Here is a 20,968-nt window from a genome sequence, read left to right on the forward strand (position 1 = left end):
CGGCGGGGTCGGGACGGGTGGCGCCACGGCGTTCCTCCGCGGCACCGGCTCGCTCAACCCACGATGAGTTCCTCGGCCACCGTCTCGGGTTCGGCGAGACAGCGCCAGGCGGGAACGCGCACCGTGCGGGCCCCGGAGACCTCCTCGAACAGGGCCGCCCCGTCCAGGACCCGCTGGAGTGTCCGCCCCGGAGCCGGAGCGGCCGTGGAACCGACACCGGCGCGGTCGACGATGACGGCCGTGTCCGTGTGCCCCGGCACCAGCAGGTCACAGGAGTACCCCTCGGCTCGGTGACCGACCCTCGGGCCCCTTCCGCACGCGGTGAGCGCCTCGAACAGAAGGCTGCCCGCCTCGTCGAGCGCGCCGACGCTCGAATCCTCCCCCTGCGCCGCGAGGTCCCCCAACAGTCCGCCCTGTTCGGCCCAGTACTCACGGTCGCCCACCACGTACAGGCGCGAGCGGGCGCGGGTGACCGCGACGTTCCACAGGTTCTGCTGCTGGCGCGCCCAGTTCCCGCTGCTCCGGTGCACACCGGTCGCCGCCGTCGGGGAGATCACGACGACGTCGCGCTCGCCGCCCTGGAACCGGTGAGCCGTGCCCACACGGATGCGGTCGGCGGCCCCGGCCCCGAGTTTCTCCTCGATGAGGCGCACCTGCGGGGCGAAGGGCGACACCACACCGATGCTCGCCTCCGGGGTCAGGGAACGCCACAGTTTGCGGAGCAGGTCGAGCACCGATTCCGCCTCCTCCCGGTTGAGACAGGAGCGTCCCCCGGGACGTTCGCAGGCACCGCGCACGTCGATCCACTGCACGGCGGGGTCCCCCGCCGCGACGAGTGCGGCGCTGTTGGTGCGTACCGCCAGGCGATCGCCGTAGAAGCGCCGGTTCACCGGCGCGACGATGTCCGGGTGACACCGGTAGTGCTCGTCCAGCCACAGCACCTCGCCACCACCCCCGACCAGCGCGGACGCCGCCGCGTGGTACGCGGAGGACCCACCGAAGGAGAGCGACCGTTCCTCCGTCTCCACGGCGGGCAACCCGTGGACGGAGAGGATCCGTCGGTCGTCCTGCGCGGTCATGGGGTTGACCGGTTGCAGCTGGAAGGGATCGCCGATCACCAGGGCCCGTCGCGACCGGTAGAGCAGCGGGATCAGGTCAGCGACCGTGCACTGGCTGGCCTCGTCGATCACCACCAGGTCGAACAGCCCGGGTTCGGGCGGGAAGACCCCGCGCACCGACCGGGACGTGGTGGCCCAGGCGGGCACGGTGCGCACCAGCGCCTTCATGCCCTTCCACCCGTTCTGGCCCGAGGCGAGATTACGCAGTCGCCCCTCGATGACGGCCCTCCCCCGCCGCAGCGAGTCCGCGACCCGACCCAGCAGGTACTCGGTGCTGGCTTCGCGCCGTTCCTCGCGCAGATCGCGCATCCTGTCGACGGTCTGCTCGGGACTCGGCCCCCGCTCCGACCGCTCGCGCAGCTCCCACCACTCGTTCTCCGTGGTCAGGTAGGCCAGGATGCCGGACAGTTCCTGGTCCGTGCCCGAGACACCAAGCCCACGACACGTCAACCACCGGTGCCACCAGCCCGCCCAGCGTGACTCCAGCGCCGCCTCCACCCTGCGGGTCCAGCGGCTCCGGTCCCGCGGGCTCTCGAAGGCGGACGCGGCGACCGCCGTCGGCAGGCCGCGCCGCAGCCGGTTGCGGGCCTCTGCCAGGAGCGCCAGCCGCCGCTCGGTCCGCTCCGCCTCCGCCAGCTCGTCACGACCCGCGTCCAACCCTCTCTGATGAACCGCCAGGCTGGCGCGCGCGGTGGCTGCGTCCGCCGCACCCCACTCCGCGCCCAGCAGAGCGTTGAGGATCTCGGCCTCACGCGCACGCTGTTCCTGGTTACCGGTGCGCACCATGAGGTCCGCCTCCGGTCCGAGCTTGTTCACCCTCGTGACCACCTCGTCCACGGCCGTGTTGTTCGTGGAGGCGACCAGGACCGACTGCCCCGCCGCGACGGCCGTGGTGACCACGGAGGTGATGAGTTCGCTCTTCCCGGTTCCGGGAGCGCCGGTGGCCACGGTCAGTACCTGGCGCATGGCCGAGGCGAGGATCTCCTCCTGCGCGGTGTTGCTGCGTCCGGTCACGACAGACGGCACCGGTCGCGCTCCACTCACGGCCGGAGGGGCGCCGGACAGGGCCCCGAGCGCCGTCCCGTCGATCTTCTCGAGGCGGATGCCGCCACCGCTCCGGTCCAGATCACCGAGCAGCTGTTTGACGGCGGCTCCAGCGGGGTCACCCCGATAGAGGACGGCGACGTTCTGGGCGCCCCTGCGGGCACCGTGCCGCACGTCCCACGACGAGCGCAGCTCCCCGGCGACCAGGTCGTCGACCCTGGTCAGGTCCAGCTTGACGCAGACCATGCGCGCCTTGTCCGCCAGGCCCGAGACCCCTCCCCCGTCCCAGTCGGCCTCGAACCAGGCGACCAGTTCCTCGATGTCCCCCTCATCGAGGTCGGCGGCCGAGACCAACAGTTCCCGGTTGAGCTCCGGCTCGCCGACCGGAACCAGGAAGTGCTCACCGTCCTCCTCCTCGACCTCCACGTCCATCACGAACAGCGGGGCGAGTTTGGCTTTGCGGCCCCGGCCGCGCTCGGACCGCACCGGGTCGAAGAGCACCGTCGGATAGCCGTAGCGCAGGGGGCGGCCCTCGTCGACCGCCTCCCGGGCCAGGCCCTCGGCCCGACCGGTCAGTCGCCACCGGTCCTCCACCCTGCTCAGGAGCACCTCCGAGCCCATGTCACAGACCGCCGCGTCCCGGCCGTTCGCGTCCGGCAGCTGCTGTAGCACGCTCTGCCTCGTCAGGCAGTCGCGCAGGTAGTCGAGGTAGGGACCCCAGCCCCACACACCGCCCGCACGGTGCCCGCCGCGGCTCTCTCCTCCGGTGGGGGCATCCGGACGCCCTTCCCCGGTACTCCCCCCTTCTCCCGTTCCGGCTGATCCGGAGGCCTTCGGCAGTTCTGCCGCGGTCGCCGACCCCGTGTGGCGGGCCAGGACCAGGGAACCGCGCACTCCCAGGGAGGAGACGGTGACGCGTTGGCCCTCGACGTGGTCGACCTCGCGGTGGACGTGCTGGTAGAGGTCGACCGCGTCAATCCACCCGTCCCCGTTGGAGTCGGTGGCCGCGCCTGCCAACCCCCGCACCACGGAGGCACTGAACGGGGACGGGCACGCCCCCGCGCTGTTGTCACCCTCCCGGGCCAGTTCCAGGGCTCCCGTGGCCGCGATCACGTAAGTCCCCGCCCCGTCGCTGAGCTGGCGCTCCAGATCGAGTGGTTCGGCCTCCTCGTCAGCACCGGAGCGGGTCGCGAACCCGTCAGCGAACGCGCCTCCGTGGCAGCAGTCCAGCAACAGCACCTTGCTGCGCGTCCGGGAGTCCTCCAACAACCGTTTGAGAACCTCCGCGGACAGCGCCGTCGACTCAAGGCGTTTGCGCCTCGTGTCCCGAACGGCCAGGTGCAGCCGCCCCCGCTTGTCCCTGACCCCGTGCCCGGAGAAGGAGACGAGGAGCAGGTCGTCGGGTTGCCCCTCGGACAGCGCGGTCTCCAGGGCCTCCATGGCCTCGTTGCGGGTGGGGTCCAGCAGGGGCTGGACCCGGTCGTAGTGCCCGTTGGCCTTCAGAACCCGTTCGATGGCGTGAACGTCCGCGTGCGGCGAAACGAGCGGGGCCAGATCGTCGTAGCGGTTGACCCCGAAGAGGATCGCTGTCCGACGAATCAGTCACCGGCCTCGACCGTCGCCTGGGGCTTCCGCCCTTCGTTCAGGGCCCGCACATAGGCCTCGACGTCCTTCGCGGCCACACGACCCTTCACGCTCACCTTGGCGTCACCGAACTCGACCGTCACCGATCGTTGGCCGCTCTGCTCGATCCACTTCCCGAGAAGCTCCACCAGAGCGGATAGCACCGGTTTGAGGATCGCGCCGGCCACCACCACTGCCCCCGCGAGCCAAACAGGATCGGCTGACCTGGTGTCCGCAACACGCTCACCCTCCACCACTCCGACGTCGTCGACATCCAGGTCCTCCAGCAGGAGGACCAGGTCCCGAGTGTGCTGCTCCGCCTCTTCCGCTGTGACGTCCTCGTCGAAGGCGATCCTGGCCACCAGCTCGCTCGGCTCCACGTGGCGTTCTCCCGATTCCTGGCATGGGGCCGCTCCGTCACGACCCGCTGACACTCCGCCACGCAGATCTACCAGCCGGACAGGCGGTACGGCAGGGACTTACCGCCACTGACCGGAACCGGCCACGAGAGTACAGCGGGTTCGCGCCCGAGAAGTGCCCGGAGGAGGGGCCCGTGAATATCGCTGGCAGAAGAGCATTGCCGCCATCAGGCCACACGTCCCGCTACGGGGGCGAGGACGACGGCCACGGCATCCCAGAAGGCCTTTCCGGTCAGGTCGACCCGACTCGCCAGGCGAAACCGCTCAGAGGCATCATGGTCCCCGTGAAGGCATATGTGGGAGTCACCGACCGTGCGTGGGCCGATTTCCTTGCCCGGAGACCGCACCTGAAGGAGATCAACTTCTGGCGCCCCTCGTCCAACCAGGTGTTCAGACGTATCGGCCTGGGCGACCTCTTCCTGTTCAAGACCCGGTTCCCGCACAACCGCATCGTGGGTGGCGCCGTCTTCAGCGGCTTCACACAGGCCCCGCTCTCCGAAGCGTGGGCCGCCTTCGGCGAGGGAAACGGAAGGAGCAGCCTGGGCGAGCTGCGCGAGGCCCTCAACCAGTACCGAGTGAAGGAGGGCAACCCCGCCATCCGAGTCGACGAGGACCCACCGATCGGTTGCGTGATGTTGCGCGACCCGGTGTTCTTCGGCGGTGAGACCTTCGCGCCGCCCGTCGACTTCGCGAGCAACCTGGTCCAGGGCAAGGGGTACGACGAGGTCACCTCGCCGACGCACGCCGCGTACTTCGGCCCGATCGCCGACCGGGTGCTCGGCGGCGTTCAGGACGTCCCCGCCGGTGAGGATTCCGCCGACGGTGAGACGTGGGTCCAGGGCGGCCCCACCCGCGGACCCATCCGTCCGATCCGTCAGCGCTACGGGCAGGAGGCTTTCAAACTCGCACTCCTGGACGCCTACCGAGGGCGGTGCGCGGTCACGGGGCGAGACGTGCAGCCGACCCTGGAGGCAGCGCACATCCACCCGGTGGCCGAAGGAGGCCTGCACCGGCTCGACAACGGGCTTCTCCTCCGGGCGGACGTGCACAAACTCTTCGACTCGGGCTACCTGACCATCACCCCGGGTCTGACCGTGAAGGTCAGTCCCAGCCTGTACCGGCACTCCCACACCGCGGACGAGTACACCGCCCTGATGGGAACCACCATCGCCGTTCCCCAACGGAAGGCCGACCACCCGCACCGGGACGCACTCGCCTGGCACATGGAGGCGGTGTTCAGGGAAGTCTGACACCCGGGCCCGGATTCCACCCTCCGCCACCCCATTGTCAGCGTCGATCCCCCCACAGCCACTCCGGGTCCAGGCCGGTCTGGAAGTGTTCGCGCAGGGTCTCTGTGGCCAGCGGCCTGAGGCAGCATCGGGCGACCCGGGGATGACCGCCTGGATCTGGGCAGACCAGTACCGTGAGGACACGCAACTGAAGGATCGCGGATCGCAGGTCCGTTCCGAGGAGCAGTTGGAAGCTCTTCCACAGGAATCCCAGGGCCGCTACCGCCAGCTTGACACGAACCGTCCCCCACTCGGCAGCGTCCTGATGGTCCAGGAGTGCCTCCCTGACCCCGTCCGGAAGCCTACCCATCAGGTCGGCCCCCCGGTCGAGGGCGTTCGAGAACTCAGCCAGAAGATCACACCAGAAATGGCCCGCCAATGCGCGTCCGTAGTCACTGAAGCCGGGGTCCTCACCAGCCTGTTCCCGGGCGAACTCCCCCAGCCTGTCACCGAAAACGTCCCGGTTCAGGGCCCTCCCGAGCACTTCAACCCGGTCCACGGTGGTGCCGTTGTCCGCGAGCCAGGCGACAAGGGCCGCGACAACCACCCCTCCGCCGGCCTGCCGAAGATATCGGGTCGGGGCCGTGCGTCGGTTCTCCTGAAACCGGCGCCGCTGTTCCCACCATTCCTGTTCAGCCAGTTCCCGCAGCTCACGGACTCCCTCCGGCCCTCTTCGCGCCCTGTCCAGGTGCCCGGACCATCCGTGGTTGCTGCCCCCACAGGTGGAACAGACACACTCGGGACGGATGGCCTGCTCGCATCGCTTGTTGTGTTGGGACTGCCGCACGAAGCCTCCGGGAGAAGAGAAATCGGCTCTGGGTGGAACGAGCCGCCCTCACCCTCCCCCGCGGAGGCTGGTACCGAGTATCCCGACCGAGGACACTTCCTCGTATCCGCGCCGGGACGAACCCCTTACCCTGGAGAGTTTCGCGATTCCTGAGCGCTATCCACACGGCGGATCTCCCCCAGAACAAGGGAGGAATCGGATTCCCAACCTCCCCGCGACCACGAGATTCCGCATGCTCCCCACAGTCACGGACCACTCCCGGTTCCGCCTTTACACCAAAGACCTGGGAGTTCCACACCACCTTGGGAAAGAGGAGCGGCCCAGGGAGCTGATCCCTTTCCGATGTCCTCCGGACCCGGACGGCTTTTCCGACCCCATGGAACTGTGCCATCGTGGCTTCATGGACAATTCGCCCTTCGCTCCCGACACCATCCTCATCAAGTCCTACGGAAAAGCACACTGGCCCGGTTGCCAACACAATGACGACACCAGAATCCACTCCGGCCAGGACGAGGGGGGGTGGGTCCGGGGAGCCACGACGGAACAGTGGCTACGGATCAGCCCGGAGAACCCGTTGCACGCGACAGACGGTGACACCAGGAGCGTAGCGACCCAACGTTGCAGCCACTGTTCCTGAACCACCGTGGTTGAGACCGCTCACCGTGGCACGAGAACCCGCCGCCTGCCATCGGATCAGCACCCCAACACCCGAGAAACCACGCGAGCCATGTTCCACAGGGCCTTCGGCGAGAGCCACGGCTCTGACATCGGAATCCGTCCGCTGCTCGAACCGGACGATGGAACGGCACGCCGTGACCGGGTCCAAGCACGCGGACACGCTCCTGTCCGGGCGGTGCCCGCGAGCGATAGGCCCGGCCGCATCGCGGTCGGGCCTCAGCAACGGGCGGTTGTCGCCGAGCCGGTCGAAGTCGACCACGTACCGCCGACAGGAACGCGCCAACCGAGCCTTTGAGCTGAACGCGGGCATGGGCGCAGAGGGTATGGAAAGAGCAGCGCGCCCCTCGGCCCGCTGGGGCAACCGTACACCGGAGAGTCGCCTCTAACCGGGTGGTCGAGCCGGCGGCGAGCGGCACTGGTGCGTTGCGCGAGCACGCACGGGCGACGCCCTCGCACAGGTCGCGTACACCGCCTGGGGCGGCAGGCGGAGAACACGGCTCCCCCGTCACCGTGCCCGGCGAGGGTGGGAACGGTGCGAACTCGCGCCAAATACCACAAACCCCAACGCGGATTCAACCCCCGAACCCCCTACAGCTTCGCGTGGTTTACCTCACTGTTCACCATTTCCCCGACCGTCGCTTCGGCACGAGGATGACCGACGTGATCGACCGCCCGACCAGCGGTAACGACCCCACCGACGCGGGACGTCCCCCAGCCACCGGACGACCGCGCCCAGCCCTTGGAGACACCCTCGTCTCCCGGTGAGAATTCGGCACTGGTTGCCCCAACCCCCCGAGGAGTCCCATGGCACTGGGAATCATAGGCATCGTCACGTCCCTGCTCCTGCTCATCACCCTCGCCTACCGCGGCGTCCCCGTCATCCTCGCCGCCCCTCTCGCCTCGGCGGTCGCGGTGGTCTTCTCCGGGGCACCGATCCTGGCCTCCTACACCGAGATCTTCATGCCGGCGATGGCCGGTTTCGTCGGCAGCTGGTTCCCGGTGTTCCTGTTCGGTGCGATCTTCGGTGTCCTGATGACCGTCACCGGTTACGCGGAGAGCATCGCCCGCACCGTGACGCGGCTGGTGGGGTCCCGGAGCGCGATCGCGGCGACGATCGTCACCTCGGCCCTCATGACCTACGGGGGCGTCAGCCTCTTCGTCGTGGCCTTCGTGATGTACCCGCTGGCGCGCGAGCTCTTCCGGGTCGCCGACATCCCCCGACGCCTCATCCCCGCGACCATCGCGCTCGGCATCTTCACCTTCACGATGACCGCGCTGCCCGGCAGCCCGCAGTTGCAGAACATCATTCCGGGACAATTCTTCGGCACCGGTTCGTTCGCCGGTGCCGGGACCGGGCTGCTGGGTGGTGCCCTCATCTTCGGTCTCGGCCTGCTGTGGCTCGAATACCGGCGCACCGCGCTGATCCGCAAGGGTGAGAGCTTCGACAGTCCCGAGAGCGCGCGTGCGGTCGGCGGTGCCTCCGACGACGGCGCCGGACACCAGGTCACCACGCTCGAACCGCCGAACCGCCTCGTTCCGTTCCTGCCGCTGCTCACGGTGTTCGCGGTGAACTTCGCGTGCACCCTGATCATCTTTCCGGCACTCGACTGGTCCTACCTGGCGGACGAGAAGTTCGGCGGGATCACCATCGAGCAGCGCCTCGGGCTGTGGGCCGTGTTGCTCGGGATCATCGCGGCGATCCTCGTCCTGGTCGCCCTCAACGTCCGCCAGCTCGCCACGGTGTGGACCGGATGCGTCGACGGGGCCAAGCGGTCCATGCTGCCGATCTTCAGCACCGCCTCCGAGGTGGGTTACGGCGCGGTGGTCGCCTCGGTCGCCGCCTTCGCCGTCGTCCGCGACTCCGTCTTCGGTCTCGGTGTGAGCGCTCTGTGGACCTCGGTCCTCTCCGTGTCCATCACCGCCGGTCTCACCGGTTCCTCCTCGGGCGGTATGACGATCGCGCTCAACGCCCTCGGCGACGACCTGCGGACCATGGCCGAGCAGGAGGGCGTCAGCATGGAGGCGATGCACCGGCTCACCGCCATGGCGGCGGGCGGTCTCGACACGCTGCCGCACTCCGGTGCCGTGGTCACCCTGCTCATCGTCTGCGGGCTCACCCACCGCCAGTCCTACAAGGACCTCGGTGTCGTGACCCTGGTCATCCCGGTCTTCGTGGTCATCGCGCTCGTGAGCCTGGTCTCCGTCGTCGGATCGTTCTGAGCGAAGAGGAGTGGAGCACGAAGAACCCGGTCTGGGCATCGCCTCGATCGGGTTCTCCGTGCGGGCGCAACCCGCGGTCACGGTGCGTCCGCACCCGGCGCACACGATGGCCGGACCGGAGGTGCCGCCCCCGGGGGTCACCCTTGCGACCAACTCTGTTGGAGTTGTCGGATGAGGTCGGGGCGGCTGTAGGCGTCCAGGATGTCGGTCAGGCGGATGAGCAGGGCTTCCCGCTGCTGGTCGGTCACCCCTGACAGGAAGGCCGCCAGGATGGGGTCGGCGGGCGCGTCCCCGTTCCCCTCGGCCGCCGTCTCCTCCGCGGGCGTGTCCGCCTCGACGCTGCCGGTCCCGTCACGGCGGGCGCACTGGTCCACCAGCAGGTCCAGGGCCTCGCCCGCGCCCCTGATCTCGCTCCACCGGTCCTGGTTCTGCTCGAACCACCACATGCGCGCGGTCAGCGGGTCCGTGAAGACCTCGGTGACCAGTTCCCGGACGCGGTCCATGCGGGCCCTGTGCTCGGCGCGGGCGAGCTGGGCCCGCTGGCCGACGCGTTCGCGCTGGCGTTCCAACGCGACGTCCTCCTCGTGGACCTTCAGCACGGCGCGCACGGACGTCTCGTGTACCCCGGCCTCCGGGTAGCCGCCCGGCCCGTTCAGGGCGCGGAAGAGGGCGGCCTCGGCGAGTCCGTGGTCGCCCAGGGCGTAGGTGTCGGTGGTCCGGTGGGCGACCTCCAGCACCTCGCACTTCATGCTCTCCATGACGCGGTTGCGGCCGAGCTCGTCGGGCAGGGTCAGCCCGGCCTGGAGGGTGAAGGCGGCCTCGAACCGGAGCCCGTCGCTGGCACTGGGCAGCCGGGCCGTGAAGGTGAGCGTGTGCTGAACGGGCCTGGGTCCGGATTCGCGTGTGCTCCACTGCGGGGTCGGCAGCCCCTCGGTCAGTCGTGTCCACATGTCCGGATCACCTCTCGTCGTTCTGGGTCAGGGAGCGGCGCAGTTTGTCCACGGCGACGGACGCGCGTGTGTGGGAGACCGTCCATCTGCGCACGCACCGGGCGAGGTCCTCCGCGAACGCGGGTTCGGCCCGCGCCGCGCCGGACAGGCTCTCGACGGTCCTGCTGGATCTGGGGCCCCCGGCCAGGGCGTCCACCCAGGTCCAGAGGAGATGGCCCAGGTCGGTGTTGTCGGGGCCGGGCAGGTGGCGGTGGAGCGCCACCCACACCCGGGAGGCGGTGGTCGCCTCCAGGTGTCCGCGTTCGAGCGCTCGCGGCAGGTCCAACGCCGTCTCGCCGCCCAGGAGGGAGGTGAGGAACCTCGTGGCGGCGGCGCTGGCCCGTGGTTCGGCGGCCAGCCAGTCCGGCATCGCCTCCAGCACCACGGGGAGGTTGCCGCGTTCGGCCGTGATCTCGACCAGGGCCCGGTCCAGGTTCTCCGTCCACCGGCCGGCGAGCCGGTCCGCGATGTGGCGGAGCCGGGTGAGGGCGGTGGTCGGTTGGAGCCTGCCGTAGACACGGCAGGCCTCCAGCACCATGACGTGGCGCGAGGTCGGCTGGTCGGTGGTGGCGATCCGGTAGAGGTGGGACCTGATCTCGGGACCGAGCTCGGCGGAGACCGCGGCCTCGGCCACCACGGGCACGGCGGCCCAGGTCAGACCGTCGCGCAGCCCCCAGTGGTACAGGAGGGACAGGACGGGGGAGGCGTCCCGGTGCCGCCTGGCCAGGTCCAGCCAGCGGTCGGCGACCCGAATCCGCCCGTGCCTGGGCAGGTGTGCGACGGCCTCGTCGGCCCAGCGCTGGTAGGAGGATCGGGCCTCGGGGTGCTCGCGCCACAGGTGGTCCAGGGCGTCCCTGGCGTGGTCGCCCCTGTCGAACCGGACGTGGTCCCCGTCCAGGTGGGCGCCGATCTCCTCCAGGAGTCCGCTGAACCCCTCTCCTGACACGGGGGTGGCGTGCCGGGGCGCCACACCCCAGCTGTCGGCGAGGGCGCGGGTCCGCTCGGCGATGACGGCGGCGGAGGCCCCTTCCAGAAGGGCGACGGTCTGGATGAGGGCCCGGGTGTACTCCGTCCGCTGTCCCTCTCCGTCGCTCCCCGGCTCCTGGCGCCACCCGGGCAACGGTTCTCCCGCCTCGGTGAAGGACTTGAGGGCCCGCTCCAGCCAGGCCTGGTGGTCCTCCTCTCCGGAGGGCCCGTACGGCGGACGCGTGTGGTCCACCTCGCGGACGAACCGGACCGCGCGGGCCGCTCCGCCCTCGGCGAGGAGCCCGCGCACCCGGTCGTCCGACGTCCACAGGGCGGTGTGGGGGTCCGCGCCGTGCAGTCGGCGCATCGCCGCCGCGAAGACGTCCTCGGGGTGGGGCTGAGCGGTCAGGCGCAGGCGGGCGCGGCGGGCGACGAGTTCGTTCTCCCAGACGCCCGGGCGGGCGACCACCACCAGACGGGCCCCGTTCGTGCGGACCTGTGTCATCAGGGTCCGCACGGCGGCACGCTGGGAGGCGTCGGGGGCGGGCAGGACCGTGAGGTCGAGAAGGCGCGGGCGATCGGAGTCGAGGGTGATCCCGGCCAGCCCCGCGTCGGGGGAGTCGGGGTCCACGACGATCTCGTCGACGCTGCTCTCCGACTCCTGCTGTGGGGTGAGGCCCCTCCGGAAGGCGTCGGGGTCGGGTCCGGCCAGGGCGCGGATGGCGGTGTGGGTGCGGCCGCTTCCCGGTTCGCCGGTGATCAGCCCCAGACCGTGGGCTTCGAGGTCGGTGACGAAGCGCTCGAACGCCTCCGGGTCGGCGGGCCGGAAGGTGAGCCGTACCTCGCGAATCCGGTCCGCTCCGAGTCCGGCCGCGTGGCGCAGCCTCCGGGTGGCGACCTCCCCGAGGAACTCCCGGTAGTCGGGGCGTTCGTGGAGGTTGACGTCACCGTTGAGGACGCCGACGTTGACCGCCTGCCCGTGGTTCTCGTCGACCCGGTTCTCGTGGGTACCGGGAGGGGGCGGGGGAACTCCGTCCCGCTCCCCCGCCCTTCCGGTACCGCCACGGGGGTCCGTGGCGGTGTCGTGGTGCCCAGGCGTCCCCGGCCGGTCGCCGTGCCACCCGCCCGCGGTGCGCGGCAGTTCCTCAGCGGTCACGACGCAGCCCCCCGAGGTTGATGTCGCCGTGGTTGGAACCGAGCTGCACGGCCTGCCCGTGGTTGGTGTCGATCCGCTGCACGGTCCGGGGTCCGTTCGGCGCGGCGGGCGCCTCCTCGGGGCCGGGCTCGGCGGCGCCCCCGGTGCCCCTGTCGGGGGCGCCCCCGTCCCCGGACCGCTCCGCGCGCCGTTCACCGTTCTCACCCGGGTCGGTTCCCCAGGAGGGGGTGGGGACGTACAGGTAGCCCTCGGCCTGGAAGCTCTTGCCGCCCACGGTGGCGTTGACCTGGCGCCACCGCGAGGGGCGGATCGGGGTGAAGCCGCCGAGGACCACGTCCTCGTAGACGCGCCGGGAGATGATGACGGCGACCAGGGTGGTGTCCGGGTCCGTGCGCCGCAGTTCCTCGCGGACGGGCTCGGCGTCCAGCAGGCGGTGGGTGCTGATCATGGCCTCGCCCATGGCGTTGACGGGGCTGCCCTCGCCGAGGTCCGGCAGGGGGCCGACGTCGATGCTCACCCGCAGGCGCATGCGCAGGCCCCGGTCGAGGTGGGCCAGGTGGGGCTGGATCTCCTCCAGCTTCTCCTGGAGGTTGTCCAGGAAGGGGCTGACCAGGTAGGGCAGGTGTTCCGGTTCGGTACCGAACACGTAGCCGTCTCCCCCGTGGCGGGCGAACCGCCGGTCCCGCCACACGTGGGCGAGGTCGGAGCGGCTCAGGGCGTTCTCCAGCAGGTTCGGGATGAGCGCGCCGATCACCTGCTGGTCGCGCCCGCTGGTGCGGCTGAAGTTCTCCATGTCGACGGCCAGCACTCCCCGGTAGGGCGGCAGGGGCGAGCTCTTGCCGCGTTCGGGCAGGTCCAGTTCCATGCGGGTACTCCTTCGGCGCGCGTGCGCTGGGGGGCAGGGGGCGTGGGCGTGCGCGGCGTCGGCCGCACCGTCCGGAGACAGCATTCCTGGCAGGCGGAGGACGTTCCGTTCACTTCTGAACAGAACGGCGGATCAGTGGCGTACGGCACCCGGACCGCGGTCCTCACCGAACGCCAGGGCCTCCAGGCGGTCCAGGTCGACGACGGCCACGAACTGGCGTCCGGTGCGGATGAGCCCGAGCTCCCTGAGCTGGTTGTAGGCCTTGTACACGGAGGTCCGGGAGAGTCCGGTGAAACCGCCGACCTCTTCCTGGGGCAGGGGGATGCGCAGGATTCTGCCCGGGCCGGGACGCTCGGGCCCGTCGGTGAGGGCGGCCGGAGCCGGCTCGCCGAGCATCGCGGCCAGATGGACCAGGGCCGCGGGGAGGCGCCGTTCGGCGGGCAGCCGGGCGAGTTGGACGCGTACCTGGTCGCTCTCGTCCTGACGGTTGAGGACGCTCTGCCACAGCACGGACACGAGGTCGAGTTCCCTGAGCCTGGTCTGGAAGCGTTCGGCGGACAGGTAGACCGTGCGGCTCTCGGCCAGGGCCGTCACCGTGGCGTTGCACGCGCGGCCGCCGCCCGCCAGAACGGACTCTCCGAGGATCTCTCCGCGCGTGCGGTAGGCGAGCGGGGCGGAGGTGCCGTCCGGGTACAGGGAGACCACCCGGACCCGGCCGCTGAGGACCAGGTGCACGCCCAGCCCGTGAGCCCCCTGGTTCAGCAGGGCCTCGCCGGCGCCGTACGAGCGGCGATGGGCCGTGGAAACGAGCTCGCTCCACTGCTCGTCGGTGAGCAGGCTACCGAATCCGTGTCTGGGCATGGGGGACAGTCCTGTTCTTCGCTGTGACCGGCCCTCGGATTCTCGCGCCGGGCGCTCTCCGGTATCCGGGCTTGGCCGACTCCGGCCACAGCGGTGCCTCCCCCGCCGCCCGCTGGGAACGCGGGGCGGCGGGGGAGGCGGCGGGTCAGCCGCAGTCGCAGCAGTCGCAGTTCTCGCAGCAGGAGCAGTTGCTGCAGCAGTCGCACGCCTGGCAGCAGGTGCCGCAGGTGTCGGACACGCAGGCGCAGGCCTCGCACCAGGAGTCCCGGGGCTCGCCCGACCACGGGCCGGGGTGCGGGTCACGGCAGCAGAACTGGCAGGTGCAGCACATGAAGAGCGCCGCGGCGCAGCCGGCCAGGAGGCCCCGGCCGCGCTGTGGCTCCCGGAACCCGGGGGTGTCGCAGGAGCAGGCGCCGCAACAGCCGCCCTTGCCGGGGCGCTTCGAGCCCTCTCCGCCGTGACCGGAGTGCCCTCCGTGACCGTGGTGATCGCCGTTCCCACCGTCACCGGGGTAGTCGACGTGGTCGCCGTGACCGGGATGGCCGCTGGGTCCCCCGTGCCCCGAGTGCGGACCGTGGCCCGGGTTACCGGGGTACCCGCCGTGACCCGGGTGGCCCGGGTGGCCGCCGTGACCCGGGTGCCCGACATGACCAGGGTGCGGCTGGTGACCGGGGTACGGACCGTTTCCCGGGTCCCCACCGTGGCCCGGGTGGCCGCCGTGGGCGAAGGTGCGGGTGACGGCGCGGCGCAGTTCCTGGACGAGGAGGACGCGGACCAGGCGGTCGTCGGTGAACTCGACCTCGCCGAGGGCGAGGTCCACACCGAGGACGGCGTCGTCGCAGAGTTCCCGTGCCCGGCCCACCGGGGTGCCGGTGACGGTGAGCGGGTTCCAGGAGCCGTTGGCCAGGTCCTCCTCCCGGTCCTCGACCGCGTCCAGGAGGTGCGCGACACGGCCGAACAGACGCCCCGCCTCCCGGAGCGGGGCGGCGTTCCCGGGAAGCCCGGCCAGGACGGCGGTGTGCGCGAAGGCCTCGCCCGTCGCCTCCTCGGTCGGCCGGGTCACGGTCAGTACGTCGGTGCCCTCCCCCGCCGCGCGTTCGGCCGCGCGCTGGCGGTCCACCACTGCGGTCAGGGCGCCACCTTCGAAACCCAGCCCGCTCCCGGCTTCCCGAGCCCCCTTCCGCCAGCGCGCGGCCACACGTCCGGCGACGGCGCGTACCCCGGGTCGGGCGTAGGCGCCATCGCCGTCCTCGATGTGGTCGCTGATCTTGGCCGAGGCCAGCATGAGGGAGACCGCGGCGGCCAGGTGCGCGCCTGATCCGTCCGCCACCGTCGCCCCGCGCATACCGCGCAGGAGACAGCGCCCGGCCAGGCGTGTGCCCGCCTGGTCGGCGGACTGGGCGGCGGTCAGGACCGACACGACCAGGCCGTCGTAGTTGGTGGCGACCCTGGAGGCCTGGCCGTGGTCGTCACGAAGGGCCAGGCACAGCCCGCACATGTGGGACATCCACTCCCGTGCCAGGTCCTCGGACAGGGTGTGCCGACAGGGCCGCAGGATTCCGAACACGAACCGCTACCTCTTCTCCCGGCACGCCGAGCGCGTACCGACGCGGGATGTGACTCCCGGAGAAGGCATCCGGTTCTGGTGGGTTCACTCTGGTTCGTGACTGGTCAGCGAGCCAGGGGGGACGCGCAGCACTTCTTGGACTTGCGGCCGGAACCGCAGGAGCAGGGTTCGTTGCGTCCGGGCGGCGGCGGGGTGGCGCGCCGACCGGGTCCCGTGGGGGCTCCGGCGGCCTCCGGTCGGGGCGGAGCGGCCCGGAGGTCGCCGTGGGCCTCCAGCGGGGGCAGGTAGGCGTCGGTGGAGCGGGTCGCGAGGTCGTGGGCGTCCGGGGCCATGCCGAGTTCCTCGCGCATGCGCGCGCGGCCGATCAGCGGCATCAGGCCCAGGCGGTTGAGCTCGGCGACGGTCTCCGGCGGCTGGGCGAGCATGCCCCGGCAGACCACGTTGTAGCAGTGCAGGGCCCTCTCGTAGTCGCCCCGTGCGGCGAGGTCCTCGGCGAGGAGCACGGCCACGCCCCGTTCCAGTCCGGGGCCGAGGAGCTCACCGAGGAGGGTGTCCGCCTCCTCGGCCCGGCCCTGCGCCCGCAGCATCGCGGCGATCTGGTGGGTGGCGAACTGGCGGTGTCCGGCTCCGGGGGCGTGCGCCCGCAGCGCCTCGGCGAGCGTGCGCGCGGCGGGGAGGTCGCGCTCGCGCAGGACGTCGACCGCTTCGAGGAGGATCTCTCCGGCCTCCTCGGGGAAGGCGGTCAGGTCCCGACGGTGCCGCTGGGGCAGGTCGAGGTCGCGGACCGCGTCCCAGAGCGGTTGCGGGAGTGCGGCGGGGGCCGGGGCTGTGTCGGTCATCCTTCCAGGTTAGGCGTGTCCGATGGGTGCCGCCCGTCACACGGCGCGCAAGCCGCGCGCGGTTCAGTCCGTGAGGGCAAGGAGGCCGAGGACGCCGCTGCCGGTCGCGGAGCCGACCTCGAGACCCGCGACGAGGGCGAGGGCGAGCAGGGCCAGGGCGAGCAGGACCAGCGGCCAGCGTCGCCTCGGGGCGGGTGCCTCGTCGAGGGGTTCGGTGTCGATCCAGGACTGGTCCAGCCGGACGATCTCCCTACGCAGGTCCTGCACCTCGGTGTGGTAGCGGTCGCGTTCGTCGCGGACGCGCTGGAGTTCGGCGCGTTCGGCGCGGACGGCGGCGCGGGCGTCCACGATGTCGACCCGGGCGCCCTCGGGGCCGCGTTTGGCGTGCCACCGTTCCAGCCGGGAGAGGGGGAGGTCCACGTACTGGGTGGGCCAGTTGTCCTCGGGGGCGTCGACGTCCTCGTCGGGTTCCGGTTCGGTCTCGGCGGCGTAGTCGTCGGTGCCGTGGTCGCCGACCGTCCGGACGCCGAGGGGCGGCGCCTCCTCCGGGGCCCGGGTCTCGGAGGGAGCGGTGAGCGGGGCGCGCGGCGGGGGTGGGGTGGCGGAGTCGGACCGGGGCGCGGGGGCCGGGGGTTCGGGCGAGTGTGCGGGGGCCGGGGGTTCGGAGGTCGGGGAGGGGTGGATCTCGGGTGCGGTGTCGGTGGCCGGTTCCGAGGTCGGGGACGCCGCGGGGCCCGGGGGCGCCTCGTCCCGGAAACCCGGTCCCGGGAGCAGCGGGGGCCGTGCCGGACCGTCCCCGGCCGACCAGGCCGTGTCGGGCGATCCGAGAGCGGCGGGCGGGTCCGTGGCCCGCTCCCGGATGGCGCGTTCGCGCTCTGGTCCGGGTGGGGACGGGCGCCGCGCCACGCCCAGGAAGGTGCGGCCGCGCGGGGCTCCGGAGCCTCCGGAGCGACCGGCCCAGGTCTCCTGGTCGGCGGTGTCCTGGGAGTCGTCCTCGGCGAAGGGGTCGGGGGCTTCGGCGAGCACGGTCTCGGGTTCCGGTGCGGAGGCGGCGGCTTCGGCGTCGGTGAGCACGTCGGAGCGGGACGGGGCCCCGTCCGTGCGTGCGGGTTCGATGGCGCCGGGAGCGGGCTCGGGTGCGGGCGCGTCCCCGTGCGGGGGCTCCGTCACGGAAGGCGTCTGGAGGTCCGGCTCGGGCTCCGGGGCCGTCACGGCCTCGGAGTCGGGGGCCTCCTCCGGGTCACCCGTCCCCGACGGGGTTCGGGAGACCGGGTCGAGCCAGTCGCGCAGCAGTGCGCGGCGTTCGCCGAAGGTGGCGGCCTCCGGCACACCCCGCTCGCCGAGGTGGTCGGCGAGTGCCTCGCCGCCCTCCTCCCTCAGGAGCGCGGCCAGCCGCTCGGCGACCCTGAGGTACTCGCGCGGCAGGGGTGAGAGGAAGGGGGTCCCTTCGGTCGGGGCGGCGGAGGGCGGCGCGAAGGCCAGGTGGGGACCGCCCTCGCCCCCCAGGGCGGGGTCGTAGGTGGAGAACGACCAGTTCCACCCGGCGGCGGGCAGGGCCGCGCGCGGAGTGAGGACCTCGTGGAGGGTCCGGTGCACCCCCCACAGGAAGCGCAGTTGGACGGCCTGCCACAGGTCGGCGCGGTCGGGGTCCAGCGCCAGGTGGAGGGGTCGGTCGGGGTGGGCGAGCGCCCGGGCCACCGCCCCGACGAGCAGGGGTTCGCCGCCGATCAGGGTCTCGGCGGCGCGGCGGTCGCGAGTGCGCGGGGCCCCGGGAGCGGCGGTGCGCTCCCAGGGCTCGGGGGCGGGCAGGGTGCGCATGGTGGCCCAACCCGGTGCCGGGGGCCGACTGGCGGCGGGCCGGGTGTGCGGGTTCTCGTGCAGGGCGAGGACACGGGGCAGGTCGAGCCCTCGGGTGGGCCCGACGATCGCCCAGGCGTGGGCCTCGCGGACCCCGCCCGGCCACCGGTAGACCAGTGCGCTCTGGCCGTCGGGGTAGTGGTGGGCCCAGAGGGTCTCGGGCAGGGCCGCCGGATCGGTGTCGGGCAGGGCCGCGCGGTAGTCGGCGGTGAGGGCGGGGATCAGCCGGTCACGCCAGGAGCGCAACACGGGTTGGTCCTGGTCGGGGAGGGAGGTGGCCGCCGGTCCGGGTCCGACGCGGCCGAGCAGGGTGGGTTCGGCCCAGGCGAAGTGGATCTGGTGGTAGGCACCGGGGTCCGCTTCCAACGCCGTCGTGCTCTCGGGCAAGTGGCCCCTCCCCCTGATTGGCGGATGCTCGGTGCGCGTGGCCGGTGCCGCACGCCTTCCTAGGGAAGGTATCCGCCGCAAGCGTCAAGAAACCGCGAAAGCGGAGCTATACGCCCATCCGAGTATTTTGTCGGCTTTCCGTTCAGTGAGTGGTGGTGAGCCGCGCGTGCTGCTCCGGGGTCAGGATCAGGTCGGTGGCCTCCAGCGCCTCGTCCAACTGGGCGGCGCTGCTCACCCCGACCAACGGGACGACGACCGGGTCGTGTCCCATCAGCCACGAGAGCACCACCTGGTTGCGGGTCGCCCCCGTCTCCACGGCCACCTCGTCCAGGACGGCCAGGCGGGCGACGGTGCCCGGGTGGTCGTAGGCGTACTCCAGGGGCCGGTCCGGGCGGGTGTAGGCACCGCTGAGCAGTGAGGTGTAGGCCACCACGACGTGTTCGCGCCCCTGGGCCGCCTCGGCGCGAACGTAGTCGAACAGTTCAGGGGTGGCGTGCATGTGGCCCGTGGACTCCAGGGGCGCGTCCAGACGGGGCTGGAGGTAGCTGTAGCGGTACTGGAGCACACGGGGACGCGGCCCGCCCCGGGCCTCGGCGGCGGCCCGGGCCCGCTCCAGGCGCCACGTGCGGTGGTTGCTCAGGCCGAGCTCCCGTACCGTTCCCTCGTCCACGAGTCGGGCGAAGGCCTCCATGGTCTCCTCGACGGGGGTCGCGGGGTCCTCCCGGTGGGCGTACAGCAGGTCCAGGGAGTCCACGCCCAGGCGTTGGCGGCTGCGCTCGGCGGCCGTCGCCACGGCCTGGGCCGAGAGGCCCTCCTGGGTCTCCAGACCGGTTCCGGGAACGGTCGGCTGGGCGCCGACCTTCGTGGCGATGACGACCTCGTCGGTCACGCCGCGTTCGCGTCGCCAACGGCCGAGGAAGGTCTCGCTCTCGTGTCCGTGTCCTCCCTCGACCCAGAACTGGTAACAGTCGGCGGTGTCGACGAAGGTGCCGCCGGCGTCGACGAAGCGGTCGAGGAGGGCGGCGGAGGTGGCGGCGTCGGTGGTGCTGCCGAACTGCATCGCCCCCAGGCACAGGGCGCTGACGGTGCGGCCGTTGATCGTGGTGTGTCGCATCAGGAGCCCTCTCCGTTCACGGAGGCCGCCTCGGGGACCTGCTCGGCGAGCACCTCCACGTAGTAGTCGATCTTGTGCTGGATGGTGTCCTGGCGTTGGCGCAGTTCGGCGATGCGGGCGTCGAGGTGCCGTTGGTGGGCCACCAGCACGTCGAGGCGCTCGGGGATGGTGTGGTCGCCGTCGCGGACCAGCTCGGCGAAGCCGCGCAATCGGGAGATGGGCATGTCGGTGTCGCGCAGGCACCGGACGAGGTGCAGGAGTTCGACGTCGTCGGCGCGGTAGCGGCGGTGGCCGCTGGGGGCGCGCTCCACTCTCCGGAGCAGGCCCTCCTTCTCGTAGTAGCGCAGGGTGTCGAGGGTGAGACCGAAGCGCTCGGCGATCTCGCCGGGGGTGTGGTAGTCCTTCATGACCGCAAGCATGCGACCTGGAGCGCGCTCCAGGTCAAGTCCCGGCGGCATGGCGCCCTCGCGGGGAGGGCGAGGGGACGTGTCCACGGCGGGTGGGGCGCCGTCGGCCGGGTGGCTCCGGTTCCCTCAGGTTCGGCTGCCCCGAAGGGCGCCGACGACGGCGTCGGTGAGGTGGTCGATGATCTCGGTCTCACTCACCTCGGGGTGTTCGAGCCACCACTCCCCCGCCGCCTGGACCATGCCCACCACGGCGTGGGCGGCGATCTGGGCCCGCAGACGGCCGCTGATCCGTCCCTCCGTGATGAGCAGGTCCGCGAGCTCCTCGCCGAGGCGGCGCACCATGAGCCCGAGGTCGCTGCGGGTGCGCACGTCCTCCGAGGTGGCCCGGTCCATGAGGAAGCGGTAGAGGTTGAGGTTCTGCGAGATCATCGACAGGTACGCGCCCACCGTGGCGCGGGCCCGCACGTCGAAGTCGGTGTGCTGGTGCAGCTCGGAGCGGATCGTCTCGATGAGCGGGTCGACGTGGCGCTGGGCCAGCGCCCGGTAGAGCCCGCCCTTGTCGCCGAAGTGCCGGTACAGGATCGGTTTGCTGATCCCGGCCTCGGTGGCGATGGCGAGCATCGAGGCGTCGGGGCCGTCGCGCTGGATCACCCGGTCGGCGGCGTCGAGGATGGCCCGCCGTCGTTCGGGGTCGCTCCCGGCCGCGTTGCGCGCGCCGGGCCAGGTCGATGGTCCTCGGCCCGTCGTGTGCGTACAGGGTGACCAGGGCCTGGCGCACCAGT

Annotated in this window: 15 protein-coding genes; 2 read left to right on the plus strand and 13 right to left on the minus strand. The window is 71.7% G+C overall.

The window, feature by feature from the left end; translation table 11 throughout:
• Positions 1-53 precede the first annotated feature (53 nt).
• Together ABZ635_RS12895 and ABZ635_RS12900 are read right to left on the minus strand one after the other, a co-directional pair.
• On the minus strand, positions 54-3,764 hold the full coding sequence (locus ABZ635_RS12895; RefSeq protein WP_357763458.1) for an AAA domain-containing protein: 3,711 nt from the start codon (positions 3,762-3,764) through the stop codon (positions 54-56).
• Entirely contained in the window at positions 3,761-4,165 is a 405-nt protein-coding gene (locus ABZ635_RS12900) for a hypothetical protein (RefSeq protein ID WP_357763399.1), read from the minus strand. Before ABZ635_RS12900 ends, ABZ635_RS12895 begins: the two co-directional genes overlap by 4 nt.
• A gap of 314 nt (positions 4,166-4,479) precedes the next feature.
• On the opposite strand from ABZ635_RS12900, the gene ABZ635_RS12905 reads away from it, so the two are divergent.
• Positions 4,480-5,454: an HNH endonuclease gene (locus ABZ635_RS12905; RefSeq protein ID WP_357763402.1), complete on the plus strand. Its 975-nt coding sequence runs from the start codon at positions 4,480-4,482 to the stop codon at positions 5,452-5,454.
• Between the two features lie 37 nt (positions 5,455-5,491).
• Here ABZ635_RS12905 and ABZ635_RS12910 read toward each other — a convergent pair whose 3' ends face one another.
• The gene (locus ABZ635_RS12910; protein WP_357763405.1) at positions 5,492-6,040 is read right to left on the minus strand and encodes a hypothetical protein; all 549 of its coding nucleotides are present in this window, start codon (positions 6,038-6,040) and stop codon (positions 5,492-5,494) included.
• A gap of 1,722 nt (positions 6,041-7,762) precedes the next feature.
• Between ABZ635_RS12910 and ABZ635_RS12915 the strand changes: the two genes are divergently transcribed.
• Positions 7,763-9,178, plus strand: a complete 1,416-nt coding sequence (locus tag ABZ635_RS12915) for a GntP family permease (protein WP_357763407.1) — start codon at positions 7,763-7,765, stop codon at positions 9,176-9,178.
• A 137-nt stretch (positions 9,179-9,315) separates the two neighbouring features.
• On the opposite strand, the gene ABZ635_RS12920 is transcribed toward ABZ635_RS12915, so the two are convergent.
• From ABZ635_RS12920 to ABZ635_RS12965, 10 genes are all read right to left on the minus strand, one after another.
• Positions 9,316-10,128 carry a hypothetical protein gene (locus tag ABZ635_RS12920; protein ID WP_357763410.1) on the minus strand — a complete coding sequence of 271 codons (813 nt, stop codon included), beginning with the start codon at positions 10,126-10,128 and terminating at the stop codon, positions 9,316-9,318.
• 7 nt (positions 10,129-10,135) lie between these two features.
• Positions 10,136-12,289, minus strand: a complete 2,154-nt coding sequence (locus ABZ635_RS12925; RefSeq protein ID WP_357763412.1) for a hypothetical protein — start codon at positions 12,287-12,289, stop codon at positions 10,136-10,138.
• On the minus strand, positions 12,279-13,154 hold the full coding sequence (locus ABZ635_RS12930; protein ID WP_357763414.1) for a hypothetical protein: 876 nt from the start codon (positions 13,152-13,154) through the stop codon (positions 12,279-12,281). Before ABZ635_RS12930 ends, ABZ635_RS12925 begins: the two co-directional genes overlap by 11 nt.
• 132 nt (positions 13,155-13,286) lie before the next feature.
• Entirely contained in the window at positions 13,287-14,015 is a 729-nt protein-coding gene (locus ABZ635_RS12935; RefSeq protein WP_357763417.1) for a Crp/Fnr family transcriptional regulator, read from the minus strand.
• Between the two features lie 145 nt (positions 14,016-14,160).
• On the minus strand, positions 14,161-15,582 hold the full coding sequence (locus ABZ635_RS12940; RefSeq protein WP_357763420.1) for a DUF5685 family protein: 1,422 nt from the start codon (positions 15,580-15,582) through the stop codon (positions 14,161-14,163).
• A 104-nt stretch (positions 15,583-15,686) separates the two neighbouring features.
• Entirely contained in the window at positions 15,687-16,421 is a 735-nt protein-coding gene (locus ABZ635_RS12945) for an SEC-C metal-binding domain-containing protein (protein WP_357763423.1), read from the minus strand.
• A gap of 63 nt (positions 16,422-16,484) precedes the next feature.
• Positions 16,485-18,665, minus strand: coding sequence for a hypothetical protein (locus ABZ635_RS12950; RefSeq protein WP_357763426.1), 2,181 nt, complete (start codon positions 18,663-18,665; stop codon positions 16,485-16,487).
• Positions 18,666-18,807: 142 nt separating this feature from the next.
• On the minus strand, positions 18,808-19,779 hold the full coding sequence (locus ABZ635_RS12955; RefSeq protein WP_357763429.1) for an aldo/keto reductase: 972 nt from the start codon (positions 19,777-19,779) through the stop codon (positions 18,808-18,810).
• Positions 19,779-20,186 carry a MerR family transcriptional regulator gene (locus ABZ635_RS12960; RefSeq protein WP_357763432.1) on the minus strand — a complete coding sequence of 136 codons (408 nt, stop codon included), beginning with the start codon at positions 20,184-20,186 and terminating at the stop codon, positions 19,779-19,781. The genes ABZ635_RS12955 and ABZ635_RS12960 overlap by 1 nt, the downstream gene beginning before the upstream one ends.
• A 126-nt stretch (positions 20,187-20,312) precedes the next feature.
• Positions 20,313-20,968 (minus strand): TetR/AcrR family transcriptional regulator (locus ABZ635_RS12965; protein ID WP_357763435.1); only part of this gene is annotated, 656 nt, incomplete at its 5' end.

Origin of the sequence: Nocardiopsis sp. NPDC007018 (genome assembly GCF_040635075.1) — a bacterium.
In the GTDB taxonomy this organism is placed as follows: Bacteria; Actinomycetota; Actinomycetes; order Streptosporangiales; family Streptosporangiaceae; genus Nocardiopsis.